Here is a 14228-nt window from a genome sequence, read left to right as displayed (position 1 = left end):
CGGAGTGGACGCAGCGACCTCGGGGTTCGCTCTGCTGGCGTACGCACTGCTCGAACAGCTCGGGATCGCGCGAGACGACATCGAGATTGTCACGCTCGGATCGACACCGCGACGGGCCGTGGCGCTCGCGGCCGGAGACTGCGACATCACCATCCTCAACGCGGGCAACGAGCTGGTCGCTCACAGCCGCGGGTGCGTCTTTCTCGCGTCGTCTACCGATGTCGGCCCGTACATCGGAACGGTCTTGGCGCGAGTCGAGCCCTCGGCGCGCGCAGAGGACGAGACACGGCCGCAGGTCGACGCGGTCGAGCGCGACGAAGCAGTCGTCGCTCTGCGCACCGTTCTGCTGGAGACTACCGAGAGAATCGTCTCGGGCGACGTGACCGACCTCGTGGTCGATTCGGCCAGCGAAGTGCTCGGGCTCACCGACGAGGAAGCCCGTCGCCACGCAGAAATCCTGCGGGACGACAACCACGGCCTGATTCGCGGGGGCACGATCGACAGCGGCTCGATGGAGACCATCATCTCCCTCCGCGAACGCTACGCACCCTCGATGGTCACGTCCACGTTGCGTGCCGGGTGGACGGAGCTTCTCGCCTCACCTCCGGACCACCCGCCGACGACCTAGTCGACGGGGGGCCACACCGGCACGACCCCGCGGCCGGAGCGGAAGCGCACGTTCTTGGCGCGCACGAATTCGCGGATCGTCTCGGCCGCGTTTTCGCGACCAAAGCCGCTGCCCTTGACGCCTCCGAACGGCGACCCCAAGAAGGCGCGTCGCATGTAGTTGTTCACGAACACCATGCCCGCGTTCAGGCGACGCGCAAGCTGCCAGGCGGTCGCCTCGTCGCGAGAGCAGATCGCCGCCGTGAGACCGTATTCGGTGCCGTTAGCAACCTCGACCGCGTGATCGTCGTCGCGGACGCGCATCAGCAATGCGATCGGTCCGAAGATCTCCTCCTGGCCAACGGTGTGACCGGGCTCCACGCCCTCCAGCACGGTGGGCGCCACCCAGAAACCCGCCGCCAGATGGGGATCAGAGGGAATCGCCCCCTGCCCCCGAATCGTCGCTCCCTCCGCGAGGGCGGTGTCAAGGTACGCCAACACGCGCTGCTGCTGCCGCTCATCGACCATGGGGCCGATGTCGGTGGTGGGCTCCAGGGGGTCGCCGACTTTCAGTGCCAGCGCTGCCGCGGTGAAAGACTCGGCAAACTCGTCGAAGACGCTCTCGTGAACCAGGATGCGCGCCGTCGACGTGCACGCCTCCCCCTGGTTGTAGAACATTCCCTCGATGGCGACATCGACGGCCTGGGCGAGGTCGGCATCGCTGCGCACGTACAGCGCGTTTTTGCCCCCCAGCTCCATGGTCGCGAAGGTGAGGTTCTGGGCCGCGGACTGCAGCACTTTCCGCCCCGTTGCGGTCGCGCCGGTGAAGGTGATGCGCTCGACGAGGGGGTGACCCGCGAGGGCAGCACCCGCGCTTATCCCCGTCACACCGTTGATCACGCCAGGCGGAAGAACGGTGTTCGCAAGCTCCACCAACCGCATCACCGTCAGGGGTGCCTGCTCTCCGGGCTTGATGACGACGGTGTTGCCGGCCGCCAGCGCCGGGGCCGACTTCTTTGCGAAATGGATCGGTGGCCAGTTGAACGGGAGGATCGCGGCCACCACCCCGTAGGGCTCGTACAGGATCCGCGCCTCGATCGGTCCCTGATCGAGGATCTCGCCGTGGATGCTGTCGGCCAGCCCCGCAAAGTAGTCGAACGACGCGTGGCTGAACGAGATATCGAACCGCCCGGCATCCCGCCGCGGCTTTCCGACTTCGCGTGCCTCGAGTTCGGCCAGCTCGTCGGCATTGCGACGAATGACGGCCGCCACTTCGCGCATGAGCGCGCCGCGTTCGCGCGGCGGCATGACACTCCACACGTTCTCGTACGCCAGTCGCGCCGAGCGAACCGCCGCATCGACGGCGGCCTCATCGGCGGCAGCAACGCGCGCAAGACGGGTCCCGAGGGCCGGCTCGCTCACGTCGAAGAGCTCGAGACTCTCGGTGGGAGTCCAGGCGCCGTCGATGAACGGGCCCCAGGGGTCACGGTGGGTTCCCGGGTTGACGGGGCGAGGGGTTGACGTCATCGTCAGCCTCCTTTTCTGCAATCGGTTGCGTACTTCGGGAGCATATCGCACGGATTGCGCTCCTGCCAGGGGTGGCGTCAGCGCACCGCCGCGGCAGGGCCTGATGAGCCGCGGATGACCAGCGAGACCGGGAGCATGACGGCGATCGGTCGGATGTGACCGGTTTCGATCGTGTCGAGAAGTATGCGGGCCGACTCGGTTCCGATCATCTGCAGCGGCACGTGCACGGTTGTGAGCCCGGGGCTGAACTCCTCAGCGAACGGCATGTCGTTGAAGCCGATGACGGACACATCCGTCGGGCATCCGAGTCCGTGAGCACGCAGCGACCGCAGCGCACCCAGCGCCAAGAGGTCGTTGCTCGCTTGAATCGCGGTGAACGTGCGGCGACGAGACAGCAGGTCGTCGACGGCTCGTTCGCCATCTTCCGCCGTCAACGAGGGGACATCGACGACAACGCCGGTGAGGCCCGCATCAGCACAGGCTGTCGTAAAGCTCTCCTTACGAACCCTCGACGTGGAGTAGTTCGATGGCCCTGCGAGGTGGACCACTTCTCGGTGCCCAAGAGCCCGGAGGTGCTCGATGGCGGCGGTGATGCCGGCAGCGTCGTTTCCCGTCACCAGGGGGTATGGAATCGATCCCGACCCGCGGTTCACCATCACGGCGGGGATGTTGCGTTCAAACATGCTGGGAATGAGCGGGTGGTCCTCAAGCCCGGTCGCGATGATGAATCCGTCGACCTGGCGTTCTGAGAGGGAGTGCACGGCGGACTGCTCCAGGGCATCCCGACTGTCGGTGTTCGCCAACAGGGCGGTGTAGCCGCGCGGCGAAAGGTAGTTTTCAATGCCACGAATGACCGGCGGGAAGATGGGATTCGTCAGATCCGGGATGATCACGCCCACGGTCATCGATTGGCTTGTCCGCAGGCTCCTCGCCATCGCATTGGGCACATAGCCAAGCAACTTGGCAGCCTTTTGCACTCGCCGCAGAGTCTCGATGTTCACCTGGTCGCGCGTTGCCTCGTTGAGCGCGCGAGACACGGTCGCCTTGTGGACCCCCGCCTGTGCAGCGACGTCGGCGATCGTGACTCTCCTATTCACGATGCCAGCCTACGGGCGACAGCAACCGATACGCAGTGGATGGGCGCAAAAGCGTTGGCATATTCACTTTCGTTCAGCGAGAATGAACGCCATGACGACTCATCGTGAACACACCGTCGGATTCTTGGGGCTCGGCAACATGGGCCAGGCGATTGCCGGGCGGCTTGTCGCCGCCGGCTACGACGTCGTTGTCTGGAATCGCAGCCCCGAGGCGGCTGACGAGCTCGTCGCCGCCGGCGCACGACGGGCCTCGGATGCGCGCGACGCGCTCGCGGCACAGGTCTCGTTTTCGATGCTCGCCGACGACGCGGCCGCGGAAGCCGTTTTGTCGGAGACGAACCTGGCGGGCGGAGCCGAGGGGCGCATCCACGTCAACATGGCGTCGATCAGTGCGGCGGCCGCCGACCGCATCCAGGCCGTCGCAGAGAGCGCGGGCGTCGGCTACGTGTCGTGCCCCGTGCTCGGCCGCCCCAACGTCGCCGCCGAGGGCAAGCTGAACCTGCTCGTCGCGGGAGCCCCCGCGCTCTGCGAGGCGGTCGCGCCCTACCTTGAGCACTGTGGCGTGAGGCAGTGGCGCTTCGGCGACACCCCGCGCCAGGCGAACGCCGTCAAGGTCGCCATGAACTTCACGATCCTGCACGCCCTGCAGGCGATGGCCGAGTCGATCACGCTGGTCGAGGCCCACGACGTCAATGCGAGTGACTTCATCGACCTGATGTCGAACAGCCTGTTCGGCGGCGCTGTGTACGCGGGGTACGGCTCAATGATCGCCGAGCGCCGCTACAGCCCGCCCGGGTTCCGCATGCCGCTCGGGCTCAAAGACTTGGGTCTCGCCGAAGACCTCGCGGCCGAGAAGTCAGTCGAGCTGCCGACGGCGCCGACCCTGCGCGACCGCTTCGAGCGCGCCCTCGCCGACCGCGAACTCGCCGACCTCGACTGGTCGGCCGTTGCCGAGGTAACCCGCCGCCGCTAAGGGCGGTCGGTGCGCAGGCCACGCATGACCTGCAGCACGTCCACGGCAGACGCCGGCGCCTTCGTGCTCGTGGCAGCGTCAACACCGTGGTCGTGCTCGTGGTCGAGCTGATCGAGGGACTCAATCGTGATGTCTTTGCGGGCGATCACGAACCAGATGCCGCGCGCCGGAACATCCCCCTCGTTGACGTACATGTGTGGCTTGATCGCGTCGAAGCAGAACGAGTCGCCCGGCTCGATGACGTAGCGGTCGAACTCGATGCGGAGGGTCAGCGTGCCTTCCAGCAGCACGCCGTACTCGGTGGCAGCGTGGCGCATCATCTTGCCCTCGACCGACGACGAGCCCTGCGGCTGGTACGTCACGATGAGGGGGTCGGCGATGGCAGTCTCACCGACCGACAGGCGCTCCCAGGTGACGCCGTTCTCCATTTCGATGACCGGGTTGTCTTCCCGGCGCTGCACGACGCTGTCGCTCGCGCGCGCCGGATCCCGCGGTTGGCCGTCATCCGCCTGGCGGAGGCCCAGCGGAGCCCCCGAGGTTCCCGGATGCCCCATCAGGCTGTCGAGCGAGATACCCAAGAAGTTGACGAGCGAGTACAGCGTCGACACGGACGGCTGCGTCTTGCCCGTCTCCACCTGCGACAGCAGGCTCGCCGAGACACCAACCGCACTCGCCACCGCTCGGAGGCTCAGTTTTCGCGCCTCGCGGACTTTACGAAGTTCTGCTCCCAGGTCGAACTGCACCGTTGCACCTCTCCCGGTTCAGCAACGCCTACCGGCGCCGTCTCGGTGAGCAGTTCGGGTGAACGCTCATTGGGTACCCATGTTAACCGTCACTCCGCACGCGACCGACGCTCTCAGCGTCCCCCACGACCGTCGAAAGTGTTGAGGTGCGACTGGCTGTCGCGCAGGGTCGACAGCTCTCCGCCGACCGAGTAGTACCGCTTGCCCGCGACGAGCAGTTCTTCGGCGGGGAACTTCGTGATGACCTCGCAACCGTCCTTCGTGACGACGACCTCTTCTTCGATGCGTGCCGCACCCCAGCCGTCGGCGGCCGGCCAGTAGGTCTCCAGGGCGAACACCATGCCCTCTTCGAGCACTTCGGGGTGGTCGAAGGAGGTGAGCCGCGAGAAGATCGGCTTCTCCCAGATCGAGAGGCCCACGCCGTGCCCGTACTGCAGGGCAAACGCTGCTTCTTCATTCGGGAAGCCGAACTCCTCGGCCTTCGGCCAGACGGCGACGATGTCCGCCGTCGTGGCACCGGGCTTCACGAGGGCGATCGCGCGGTCCATGTACTCGCGAGCACGGGTGTAGGCATCCTTTTGAGCTTGGCTGGCCGAACCGACGGCGAAGGTGCGGTAGTAGCAGGTGCGGTAGCCGTTGTAGCTGTGCAGGATGTCGAAGAACGCCGGGTCGCCCGGGCGGATCAGACGATCGCTAAAGACGTGCGGGTGCGGCGAGCAGCGCTCACCGGAGATCGCGTTGACGCCCTCAACGTATTCGGAGCCCAGGTCGTAGAGAGTCTTCGCCACAAGCCCAACGGTCTCGTTCTCGCGGACACCAGGGCGCAGGAATTCGTAGAGGTTTTCGTACGCTGCGTCGACCATCGAGGCGGCCTGGGCCAGCAGGCGAATCTCGTCGCCCGTCTTGATGCGGCGAGCCTCCATGAAGACCTGCTGACCGTCGACGACGGTGATGCCGGCGCGCTGGAGTGCGAACAGGATCGGTAGCTCAATGACGTCGACGCCGAGAGGCTCGTTCAGCAGTCCGAACTTCTCGAGTTCGCGCTTGATCTTTGCTGCGACCTCATCGGCGATACCCGCCTCAGGCGGGAACGCTCCGCGGAGAGTTGAGATGCCGGCCCGCGCCCCCGACTCGAGACGGGGGCGGGTGGCGCCGTGGTGCGGAGCGTGCGGGTCGGCGTCGGCCTCGGAGTGCGTGTGGTCGAGCCAGGGGTTGTACAGCGAGTGGTGCTTCGCCGCCGAGCCGAAGTCCCACACGATGGGGTCGGTCTTGCGAGTGATCAGGGCAAATCGGATGAGCTTGTCCATCGCCCAGGTGCCGATGTGCGTCGCTGACATGTAGCGAATGTTCGAGAAGTCGAACGCCAGGAGGGCGCCCACGTCGGACCGGTCGAGCTCCGCCTTCAGCCGCAGCAGTCGATCGGTGCGCAGACGGTCGAAGTCGACGCGCGCCTCCCAGTCGACGGCGTTCATGCCTGTGGTGCCGGTGCTCTTCATCGAGTCCTCCAGATTGGTACGCGACGCGCGGTGACGCGTGTGCGACATGTTTACCACAGATAAACACCGTCCAGCCACGACTGTCAATCTCCGCACAGCATTCCGGGATTGGAACAATTTCGCCCGCAAGACTTCACTCTCAGTGCACGCAGATGTATAGTCACGCTGAATAGCACCACCCGGACGGTCACCGTCGATCTCCGGTACCCACGATTTCAAGGGAGAAATCAGATGAGGCGTTCACCCATCGCACGCCGCGGGCGCTTGTCGTTCGTGGCACTGGCCGCCGCGGCGGCCCTCACCCTCGGTGCCTGCGCCAGCGACGCTGGCGAGACCCCGGCCCCGGGCGGCGACAACACCGCCGCCCCCGCCCCCACGGAAGAGACCCTGCAGGTCGCCTTCATCTCCTTCGCCGTCGCGAACACCTACGACGAGCCGATGCTCGCCGAGATTCAGCGCGTCGCCGCCGAGAACAACATCGAGATCACCGTCTTCGACGGAAACCTCGACCCGAACCTTCAGGTCACGCTGATCCAAGACGTCATCGCGTCTGGCCAGTACGACGGCCTCATCACGCAGCCGGTGTTCGGCCCCGCACTCGTCGACGTCGTGCAGCAGGCGCTCGACGCGGGACTCACAGTCGTCAACGTCGACCAGATCCTGGGTGACGACTTCACGACGGGAGCCACGCAGGTCGACGGCCTTGCCGCGAACGTCGTATTCGTTCCCTCGGAAATCGGAACGAAGTTTGGCGAGCAAGCCGTCGCGGCGTGCGCCTCGGCGAACCTCGACCCGTGCAACGTCGCGTTCCTGCACGACGTCAAGGCATCGGCCATCGGTGTCGCACTCTACGACGGCTTCACCTCCGTCATCGAGGGCACCCCGGTGCAGATCGTCGCCGAGGGCGAGACCTTCTACAACCCGGCTGCCGCTCAAGGAGCCGTTGCGGACATCCTGTCGGCCAACCCCGACATCGACCTCATCGCCACCTCTGACCAGGGTCTGCAGGGCGCGGTGCTGGCGATCGAGGCCGCGGGCCGCTCACTCAGCGACTTCCTGATGATCGGCTACGGCGGATCCGCCTGGGGCAAGGAGCGCGTGTCCGAGGGCGTCGTCTTCTCGAACGTCGTGCAGGCGCCGGCCACCGAGGGCCGCCTCGCGATGGAGGCCATGGTCGACGCGCTGCGCAACGGCGTCAACCGCGGCGACATCGACCCGTTCGCGGACTTCCCGAACAACGGCGTGATGACCCGCGACACCGCCGACCAGTTCACGGGCGAGTGGGCCGGATAATCCATGCCTGACCTGGCAACCGCTGGCACCCCGCAGCTCCTCGTTGAGCTGCGGGGTGTCGGCAAGTCTTTCGGCGGCACCCCGGTGCTGCGCGACATCGACCTGACCCTCGCGCCCGGCAGCGTGCACGCCCTCGTGGGCGAGAACGGTGCCGGCAAGTCGACGCTCTCGAAGATCATCTCAGGCGTCTACACGGCCGACACCGGGCAGCTGCTCGTCGACGGAAATCCCGCGCACTTCTCCTCCCCGCGCGAGGCCCTCGACCGCGGCATCGCGACGATCGCCCAAGAGCTGGCACTCGTGCCCGAGCTCACCGTCGCCGAGAACGTCTTCCTCGGTCATGAGCCGCGCACCGCAGGCTGGATCGACCGCAAGAAGCTGCGCGCCGAGTTCGTGGCCGTCGCGGAGCGCACCGGCTTCGACCTCGACCCCGACGCCGTCGTGGGCGGCATGCGCACGGCCGACCAGCAGAAGGTCGAGATCCTTCGGGCCCTCGCCCGGGGTGCCTCGCTCATCATCATGGACGAGCCCACCGCCGCGCTGTCGAACCACGACGCTGAACTGTTACACGGCGTCGTTCGCCAGCTCGCGAACTCCGGGCACACCGTGCTGCTGATCTCGCACTTCCTCGCCGAAGTACTCGAGCTGGCCGACACCGTCACGATCCTCCGCGACGGACGGCACATCCGAACTTCCAAGGCAGCGGACGAAACGGAATCGAGCCTCATCGAAGGGATGCTCGGCCGCAGTCTCGGCTCCGTCTTCCCCGACAAGCCCACCGTCGACCCCGACGCCCCCGAGGTGCTACGCGTGACCGACCTCGTCGCACCCGGCGTCAACGGCGTGTCCCTCTCGGTGCGTGCCGGCGAGATCGTCGGGCTCGCCGGGCTCGTCGGGGCCGGGCGCAGCGAGATCGCGCACGCGATCTATGGGTCGGTGCCCCGTGCATCCGGCGTGGTCGAAATCGACGGTATTGCCTGCCCCGCCGACATTCCGCGCACGCTGAAGAAGGGCATCTTCCTCATCGGCGAGTCGCGCAAAGAGCAGGGCCTCGTGCTCGGCCGACCCATTCGCGACAACGTCACCCTGTCGAACATGGCGCAGGTGGCGCCCGGCGGCTGGGTGCGCACCGGCGACGAGCGACGAGCGTCGCGCGGCCTGCTCGAGCGCGTGACCGTCGCCGGCGACGACCGGCGAGCCGTCTCGGCACTCTCGGGCGGCAACCAGCAGAAGGTGTTGTTCGGCCGGGCGTTGCAGAAAGCCCGGCGACTACTCATCGCCGACGAGCCGACGCGCGGCGTCGACGTCGGAAGTCGGCGCGCCATCTACGAACTCATCGCCCAACAGGCCGAGCAGGGCATCGGCGTGCTCGTCATCTCCTCCGACGTTGAGGAGGTGCTCGGCCTCGCCCACCGAGTACTCGTCGTGCGGGGCGGACGCGTCGTCGCCGAACTCACCGGCGATGCGATGACCGAGGAAAACATCATCACGGCGGCGTTCGCCGATCCGACCCCCGTTGGGAGCTGACCACCATGAGCATCGACACCCCCGAGAAGACGGCAGCCGCCGCACCCCCGCCCGCCTCACGCGGCGGATCGTTCGGCGACAACGCGGATGCTGTGCAGCGGTTCCTGAAGAACATCCCGTGGCGCTCGGTCGCGATCGTCGTGCCGTTCCTTCTCGTGTTCATCGCACTGTCGATCGGGAGTCCGGCCTTCCTGTCGGCGCAGAACATCGGCAACGTGTTGGACCGGCAGGCCGGAATCCTGATCATTGCCGCGGCCGCCACCCTCGTCCTCATCGCCGGCGGTATCGACCTCTCGGTCGGCGCCACCTACATGTTCACCGCCGTGGTCTGCGGCACGATCATCGTCCGGGTGGGCGGCGAAACGGGAGCGGCGCTGGGAATCGCCGTGGGCATCCTCGCCGGCCTCGCCATCGGGCTCATCAACGGGATCATCAGTACGTATCTGAGGATCAACCCGCTGATCGCCACCCTCGCGATGAGCTTCATCATCCTGGGCGCGACGAAGCTCGTGTCGCAGTTCGGCAAGGAGGGCGTCGGCCAGATCCGTGTCGACGTGCCCGAGTTCCGGTGGCTCGCGCTGCTTCGCCCCCTCGGGGTCAGCCTGCCCACCTGGATCGCCGCCGTCGTGCTCATCGTGCTCGGCGTCGTGCTGTGGCGCACCACCTTCGGGCGGTACGTCTACGCCGCCGGCGGCAACGCCGAGGCGGCCAGACTGGCGGGTATTCGCATCAACGTGGTGCGCATCGCGACCTTCGCGCTGGCCGGCACTGCCGCGGGCCTCGCCGGAGTGATCGACCTCGCACGCACCCCCTCGGTGCCCGAGAACGACGCGATCGCGACGACGCTGACGTTCACGGTGCTCGCCGGCATCGTCGTCGGTGGCACCTCGATCCTCGGCGGCGCGGGCGCCGTCTGGCGCACCGTGCTCGGCATCCTCTTCATCGCGATGCTCTACAACGGGTTCACCCTGCTGCGCATCGACCCGCTGTTCCAGGGCATCGCGCTGGGGGTCATCATCCTCGTGGCTGTCGGCTTCGACGCCTGGTCGAGGACCCGCAGCAGGTAAAGACCCCGGCCCCGCGGGTGGTGCGGGGCCGGACCGAGTTACGGGTTCGGCGCGGGTGGTGCGCCGACCCCGTACGCGTGTGCGCGGGGGGTGCCGGGTGCGCGGCCCCGCCGCCAGGTACGTACGTCAGGGATGCGCGACCCTGCCGCCGAGGCGCGTCGTGCGCGCACCAGCCTGCCGCCGAGGCGCGTCGTGTCGCGTCGCCCCGGTTCACGGATCGCCACGCCGCAGCGCTGACGGTGTGTCCGACGCGTCAGCGGGACTTCGCGACACGCGGGTCGGAGGGCGCAGCACGCGGCACGCCGCGCCACTGCGCCAACCTCGCGGACATCCGGTGGCGTCGAATGCGCGGGATGCGCAGACCAGCTCCAGGGATGCGCGGGATGCGCAGGCCAGCTCCATGGATTCACGGCCCTGCCGCCAAGGCGCGTCGGGCGCGCGCCACGCCAGCCGCCCACGCCGCGCACGGCGCCGGGACACGCGAAACGGCGGGTGGCCCTCAGGACCACCCGCCGTCAGCAGCGGTTCAGCGCGATGCCCTCTACTTCTCCTCGTCGAGGTACATGTAGGGGTTCGCGATGGGCTCGTCCTCGGGCAGAGCGGGGTTCATCCACTCGGCCCAGGCCTCTTCGCCCAGCTCGCCGCGCACGTGCTCGACCGAGGCGGCGACGCGGTCGGCGACCGGCTTGAGCGGCAGTCCGATGCGCTCACCGTCGAACTTGACGACCTTGCCGTCAACGACCACGGTGTGCACGTCGGCGGTTCCCGCCTGGTACACGACGTGGGCGTACGGGTTGAGGATCGGCGTCATCGCGGGCGACTCGTCGTTCTTCAGCAGCACGAGGTCGGCTTTCTTGCCCACGGTGATCGAGCCGAGCTTGTCGGCCATGCCGAGGGTGTGCGCGCCGCCCATGGTGGCCTGCCAGACGGCGTCTTCCGCTTTCATGCGGTTGACGTTGACCGTCTCGCCGGCATTGTGCGCCTCGAGGTGGTCACGCGAGCGGAACGACGAGAGCGTTGCGCGCATGGCCGAGAAGAAGTCGGCGCTCCACCAGACGCTGGTGTCCATCGACAGCGACGCGGTGATGCCGTACTTCTTGGCGACCCACGCCGAGGGGTAACCCTGCCCGGCGCTCTGCTCGCTCTCGGTGGCGACCGAGATCGTTCCGCCCGTGGCGGCAATCTTGTGATAGCTGTCTGGGCCGAGCGACGACGCGTGTACGTACGTGATCTGGTCCGTCATGAACCCGTGGTCGTACATGTACTCGATGTTCGGGTCGCCGTTGACGCCCCACACACCGGCGTGCGTGGTGACGCGCAGACCGAGGTCGCGCGCAGCCTCGAAGGCTCCCTTCTCGTGGAAGTCGGGGCCCGAGTTGACGTCGAAGGCCACCTGCAGGCCCATCATGTCGGAGGTCTTGAAGTTCTTGACCCAGTTCTGGAAGCCGGGGTCGTTCATCCACTCCCACGGCGCACCGAGATAGTTGCCGTAAGCGAGCACGAAGCGCCCGGGGATGCTCTGCAGCGCCTCGACGGCGGCGTCGGCGTAGTCGGGGGTCCGCAGCGCGTGCGACCAGTCGACCGTGGTGGTGACACCCTGGTCGACCGACTCCAGCGCGCTGAGCTGGTTGCCGGCCGCGATGTCTTCGGCGCGGAACACGTGACCCCAGGTCAGGTAGTAGAAGACGAAGTACTGGCTGAGCGCCCAGTCGCCACCGTAACCGCGCAGCGCGGTCTGCCACATGTGGCGGTGGGTGTCGATCATGCCGGGCATGAGAATTCCGCCCGTGGCGTCGATCTCGAGCGTGCCAGCCGGCACCTCGAGGTTGTGCCCGACGCCGGCAATCGTGTCGTCCGTGATGAGCACGTCGGCGTTTTCGAGAACGCCTGCCGAATCGACCGTGATCACCGTGGCGCCTCGGAAGACGACGGGACGGCCCGGCGCGAAGTCGTCGGCGCGGGGTGCGACGGCATCGGTCATGAGTTCCTCCTCGTTGAGCAATTCAATAAAGGTGTACGACTGTGTACAGCCAGAGTGAAATACTAACGCCGTCGCGACCGATATATCCAGTCGTATCGACTTTTCTCCGCCGAGAGGATGCCCAGAATGCGGCGGCGCGCGCTCCGGTCGCCGCCTTAACGGCCGCATCCCTCGCCGTGGTGGCTCACAGACGAGGGATGCTGGGCTCGCGTCCCAGCCGAACGGTTGCCGGGACCGCGAACGGCTAGGTGAGGCGCCAGCCGCGGTCGACGTACAGGCTGGTGCCTGAGACGCCGCGGTTGTTCAACAGGAACATGGTCGCGTCGACGATGTCGGCCGTGGTGGCGAGCTTGCCGCCGGGCGTGCGCGACTCGTAGGCCTCGATGACGCCGGCGGGCTTGTCGGCCCAGAAGGGGGTGTCGCCGATGATGCCGGGGTGCAGGGCGTTGACGCGCATCGGGGCGAGCTCGAGAGCCATCGAGTGCACGAGACCTTCGACGCCGCCGTTGATCGTCGCGACGGTCGTCGAGCCGGGGTACGGCGCGTCTTTCGCGCGCCCGCCGAAGAGAACGATGCCGGTGTCGACGGTCGGCTCGAGCCGGTCGAGCAGCGTGTGCACGACCTCGGTGTAGCCGACGAGCTTCAGGGTGACGAGGCGCCGGGCGCGGGCGATGTTGTACTCGCGCACGCTGTTGGCGTCGCGTTCGATCGCCGCGAGGACGAGACTGTGGATCTGCCCGCAACCCTTCAGGGCCTCGGCGATCGTCTCGGGCTCGGAAATGTCGAGGGCGAGGCCCGACGCGTTCGGGCCGATCGAGGCGGCGATCTCGGTCGTGCGGTCGGCGTCACGGCCGGTCAGCACGACGTTGTCGCCGCGAGCCACAACGGTCTTGGCGATCTCGAGGCCGATGCCGGAGGTGCCTCCGATGACGGCGATGGTGCGAGTCATTGCTCCTCCTTGAGCTTGTCAGCGAGGTACTCCCAGTCGCGAGAGAACCGGTAGGCGTGCCGGGCGGGCATCTGCGGCGCCTGCGTCTCGAGCCAGCGCACTTCGGCACCGACGGCCTCGAACGAGTGCACGCAGCCGACCCCGGCCCAGGCGATGTCGCCGGGCACGAGGCGGTAGTGGTCGCCGTCGAAGGTGGCGTCGACCTCCCCGTCGAGGATGAGGTACACCTCCTCGAGCGGGTGATCGTGGGGGCCGGCCTTGCCGGTCGGCTCGTACTGCACCATGAACATCGAGCCGCTCGTCGCCCCCAGGTCGGAGTCGACCATCATCTTGAGGCTGATGCCGCTGTAGACGAGCAGGGCGGTGCGCATACTGGCCGAGACGGCGAGCAGCTCTTGCGACTGCTTGCCGGGGTTCATGTGTTCTTCCTGGATATTGCCGAACGACCGGGTGCGCGGGTCACGCGCGTCGACCGCGATGGGCTCGACGACGGGCAGGTCCGCGACGCGGTAGGTGTCGAAGCCGTACTTCTCGCGGGCGGGCGGCGTGAACAGGTCGGCCCACACGGCGTCCGTGTCGCCCACGGCGCGCCAGGCGTGCGGCACGCCGATCGGCACGACCCCGTAGTCGCCGGCGACGAGGTGAACGGTGGCTTCGGGGGTCGCGATGATGACTTCGCCCTCGAGCACGTGGAACTGCTCCTCGAAGGAGTGCACGTGGGTGGGGATCTCACCGCCGGGGGCGAGCTTCGAGACGCCGAAGTCGCTGTGCACGGCGCCGTCGGCGTAGCCGACCCCGAGCCAACGTGTGTAGCCGGTCGAGCCGGGGGCGATGGGGCCGGGATCGCGGTAGTCCGCGTCAGCGGCCCGACGAACGACGTAGCGTGCGCTCATGGAGCTTCCTCACTCGATGGGCGACGCAGGACCGCCGCCATTGTTCAGCCATGCTGAACACAGTGAACAGCCAGAG

At 67.3% G+C, this 14228-nt stretch carries 12 protein-coding genes; 5 read left to right on the top strand and 7 right to left on the bottom strand.

Features of this window, described 5'->3' with window-relative positions; all coding sequences use genetic code 11:
- Positions 1 to 4 precede the first annotated feature (4 nt).
- Positions 5 to 628, top strand: a complete 624-nt coding sequence (locus EV140_RS12435; protein WP_130284413.1) for a substrate-binding domain-containing protein — start codon at positions 5 to 7, stop codon at positions 626 to 628.
- Here EV140_RS12435 and EV140_RS12430 read toward each other — a convergent pair.
- Both EV140_RS12430 and EV140_RS12425 read right to left on the bottom strand, forming a co-directional pair.
- Positions 625 to 2133, bottom strand: coding sequence for an aldehyde dehydrogenase family protein (locus EV140_RS12430; RefSeq protein ID WP_130284411.1), 1509 nt, complete (start codon positions 2131 to 2133; stop codon positions 625 to 627). The genes EV140_RS12435 and EV140_RS12430 overlap by 4 nt on opposite strands.
- Positions 2134 to 2210: 77 nt before the next feature.
- Positions 2211 to 3230 carry a LacI family DNA-binding transcriptional regulator gene (locus tag EV140_RS12425; RefSeq protein ID WP_198674446.1) on the bottom strand — a complete coding sequence of 340 codons (1020 nt, stop codon included), beginning with the start codon at positions 3228 to 3230 and terminating at the stop codon, positions 2211 to 2213.
- Between EV140_RS12425 and EV140_RS12420 the strand changes: the two genes are divergently transcribed.
- A complete protein-coding gene (locus EV140_RS12420; RefSeq protein ID WP_338418554.1) occupies positions 3127 to 4203 on the top strand; it encodes an NAD(P)-dependent oxidoreductase in 1077 nt (358 codons plus the stop codon). The two genes, EV140_RS12425 and EV140_RS12420, sit on opposite strands and share 104 nt — an antisense overlap.
- Here the strand turns inward: EV140_RS12420 and EV140_RS12415 are convergent.
- Together EV140_RS12415 and EV140_RS12410 are read right to left on the bottom strand one after the other, a co-directional pair.
- Entirely contained in the window at positions 4200 to 4946 is a 747-nt protein-coding gene (locus EV140_RS12415) for a helix-turn-helix domain-containing protein (protein WP_130284404.1), read from the bottom strand. The two genes, EV140_RS12420 and EV140_RS12415, sit on opposite strands and share 4 nt — an antisense overlap.
- A gap of 113 nt (positions 4947 to 5059) precedes the next feature.
- Positions 5060 to 6442, bottom strand: coding sequence for a M24 family metallopeptidase (locus EV140_RS12410; protein ID WP_130284402.1), 1383 nt, complete (start codon positions 6440 to 6442; stop codon positions 5060 to 5062).
- 231 nt (positions 6443 to 6673) lie between these two features.
- On the opposite strand from EV140_RS12410, the gene EV140_RS12405 reads away from it, so the two are divergent.
- The 3 genes from EV140_RS12405 to EV140_RS12395 are packed head-to-tail and all read left to right on the top strand — an operon-like array spanning position 6674 to position 10329.
- The gene (locus tag EV140_RS12405; protein ID WP_130284400.1) at positions 6674 to 7735 is read left to right on the top strand and encodes a sugar ABC transporter substrate-binding protein; all 1062 of its coding nucleotides are present in this window, start codon (positions 6674 to 6676) and stop codon (positions 7733 to 7735) included.
- A gap of 3 nt (positions 7736 to 7738) precedes the next feature.
- Positions 7739 to 9262, top strand: a complete 1524-nt coding sequence (locus tag EV140_RS12400) for a sugar ABC transporter ATP-binding protein (RefSeq protein WP_130284398.1) — start codon at positions 7739 to 7741, stop codon at positions 9260 to 9262.
- 5 nt (positions 9263 to 9267) lie between these two features.
- Positions 9268 to 10329 (top strand): ABC transporter permease, encoded by a 1062-nt coding sequence (locus EV140_RS12395; RefSeq protein ID WP_130284396.1) that lies wholly within the window; start codon positions 9268 to 9270, stop codon positions 10327 to 10329.
- A gap of 541 nt (positions 10330 to 10870) precedes the next feature.
- Here the strand turns inward: EV140_RS12395 and EV140_RS12390 are convergent.
- The 3 genes from EV140_RS12390 to EV140_RS12380 all read right to left on the bottom strand — a co-directional run bounded on the left by EV140_RS12390 (position 10871) and on the right by EV140_RS12380 (position 14152).
- A complete protein-coding gene (locus tag EV140_RS12390) occupies positions 10871 to 12310 on the bottom strand; it encodes an amidohydrolase family protein (protein WP_130284394.1) in 1440 nt (479 codons plus the stop codon).
- 244 nt (positions 12311 to 12554) lie between these two features.
- Positions 12555 to 13259 carry an SDR family oxidoreductase gene (locus EV140_RS12385; protein WP_130284392.1) on the bottom strand — a complete coding sequence of 235 codons (705 nt, stop codon included), beginning with the start codon at positions 13257 to 13259 and terminating at the stop codon, positions 12555 to 12557.
- Positions 13256 to 14152, bottom strand: coding sequence for a cupin domain-containing protein (locus EV140_RS12380; RefSeq protein ID WP_130284390.1), 897 nt, complete (start codon positions 14150 to 14152; stop codon positions 13256 to 13258). Before EV140_RS12380 ends, EV140_RS12385 begins: the two co-directional genes overlap by 4 nt.
- Positions 14153 to 14228: the final 76 nt, after the last annotated feature.

The organism is Microcella alkaliphila (assembly GCF_004216855.1).
Classification (GTDB): Bacteria; Actinomycetota; Actinomycetes; order Actinomycetales; family Microbacteriaceae; genus Microcella; species Microcella alkaliphila.
The sequence above is the reverse complement of the archived record's forward strand: the minus strand, read 5'-3'. Positions and strand labels throughout refer to the sequence as shown.

Excerpts from the sequence above, each read along its gene's own strand:
- EV140_RS12385 (WP_130284392.1), bottom strand. The coding sequence starts at position 13,259 with ATGACTCGCACCATCGCCGTCATCGGAGGCACCTCCGGCATCGGCCTC.
- EV140_RS12405 (WP_130284400.1), top strand. The coding sequence starts at position 6,674 with ATGAGGCGTTCACCCATCGCACGCCGCGGGCGCTTGTCGTTCGTGGCA.
- EV140_RS12390 (WP_130284394.1), bottom strand. The coding sequence starts at position 12,310 with ATGACCGATGCCGTCGCACCCCGCGCCGACGACTTCGCGCCGGGCCGT.
- EV140_RS12410 (WP_130284402.1), bottom strand. The coding sequence starts at position 6,442 with ATGAAGAGCACCGGCACCACAGGCATGAACGCCGTCGACTGGGAGGCG.
- EV140_RS12380 (WP_130284390.1), bottom strand. The coding sequence starts at position 14,152 with ATGAGCGCACGCTACGTCGTTCGTCGGGCCGCTGACGCGGACTACCGC.
- EV140_RS12430 (WP_130284411.1), bottom strand. The coding sequence starts at position 2,133 with ATGACGTCAACCCCTCGCCCCGTCAACCCGGGAACCCACCGTGACCCC.
- EV140_RS12420 (WP_338418554.1), top strand. The coding sequence starts at position 3,127 with ATGTTCACCTGGTCGCGCGTTGCCTCGTTGAGCGCGCGAGACACGGTC.
- EV140_RS12395 (WP_130284396.1), top strand. The coding sequence starts at position 9,268 with ATGAGCATCGACACCCCCGAGAAGACGGCAGCCGCCGCACCCCCGCCC.
- EV140_RS12400 (WP_130284398.1), top strand. The coding sequence starts at position 7,739 with ATGCCTGACCTGGCAACCGCTGGCACCCCGCAGCTCCTCGTTGAGCTG.